This window comes from Vibrio sp. YIC-376, assembly GCF_052353105.1.
Taxonomy (GTDB): domain Bacteria; phylum Pseudomonadota; class Gammaproteobacteria; order Enterobacterales; family Vibrionaceae; genus Vibrio.
This window is the reverse complement of the sequence record NZ_JBBWFK010000035.1, coordinates 1-1,003: the sequence shown is the minus strand read 5'-3', so window position 1 is coordinate 1,003 and position 1,003 is coordinate 1. Positions and strand designations below refer to the sequence as shown.

4 tRNA genes and 2 rRNA genes are annotated in these 1,003 nt (G+C 45.3%); all 6 read left to right on the top strand.

The features are described 5' to 3' along the window. Nucleotides 1–122, top strand: a 16S ribosomal RNA gene (locus WJM94_RS24480); the annotation flags it as partial. 89 nt (nucleotides 123–211) lie between these two features. Next, nucleotides 212–287 (top strand) — tRNA-Glu (locus WJM94_RS24475). Between the two features lie 2 nt (nucleotides 288–289). Next, a tRNA-Lys gene (locus tag WJM94_RS24470) sits at nucleotides 290–365 on the top strand. Between the two features lie 14 nt (nucleotides 366–379). Beyond that, nucleotides 380–455: transfer RNA gene (locus WJM94_RS24465), tRNA-Ala, on the top strand. 13 nt (nucleotides 456–468) lie between these two features. Beyond that, nucleotides 469–544: transfer RNA gene (locus WJM94_RS24460), tRNA-Val, on the top strand. A gap of 291 nt (nucleotides 545–835) precedes the next feature. Beyond that, a 23S ribosomal RNA gene (locus tag WJM94_RS24455) occupies nucleotides 836–1,003 on the top strand; the annotation flags it as partial.

The following is a 1,003-nucleotide window of genomic DNA, read 5'->3' as shown; positions in this document are numbered from 1 at the left end:
GGGCTGCAAAAGAAGTAGGTAGTTTAACCTTCGGGGGGACGCTTACCACTTTGTGGTTCATGACTGGGGTGAAGTCGTAACAAGGTAGCGCTAGGGGAACCTGGCGCTGGATCACCTCCTTATACGATGATTACTCACGATGAGTGTCCACACAGATTGATATGGTTTATGAAGTTTAAGAGAAAGTAAGTGCCCAACACTTACACTTAGTGTCCCGTTCGTCTAGAGGCCTAGGACACCGCCCTTTCACGGCGGTAACAGGGGTTCGACTCCCCTACGGGATACCATTGGGTCGTTAGCTCAGTTGGTAGAGCAGTTGACTTTTAATCAATTGGTCGCAGGTTCGAATCCTGCACGACCCACCATTTTCTCAAGATATGGGGCTATAGCTCAGCTGGGAGAGCGCCTGCCTTGCACGCAGGAGGTCAGCAGTTCGATCCTGCTTAGCTCCACCATTCTTGATTCGATGGGCGATTAGCTCAGTTGGGAGAGCACCTGCCTTACAAGCAGGGGGTCACTGGTTCGAGCCCGGTATCGCCCACCATCTTTAAGCGCATTTCTTTTGAAACAGAAAGTCTTAAGTGTTCTTAAAAATGGTTCTTAAATGAATCTAGCTCTTTAACAATTTGGAAAGCTGACAAAATAATCCTTGTCTTTAAATAGATAGGAGATTATTTGTAAAGTTCTCAAAGTATTCCTAATGGAATACAACTAAAAACACATTCAAGTGTTCTTGGAATTTGAGTCCGGCAAAATCGAATGTCTCTCGCTCATTCAAATAATGAGAGACAACTTTGGTTGTTTAACATCAATTCGAAACTCCTTCGGGTTGTATGGTTAAGTGACTAAGCGTACACGGTGGATGCCTTGGCAGTCAGAGGCGATGAAGGACGTATTAACTTGCGATAAGCCCAGATTAGGCAGTAAAAGCCACTTGAGTCTGGGATTTCCGAATGGGGAAACCCACTTACATAAGTAAGTATCCTGTTGTGAATACATAGCA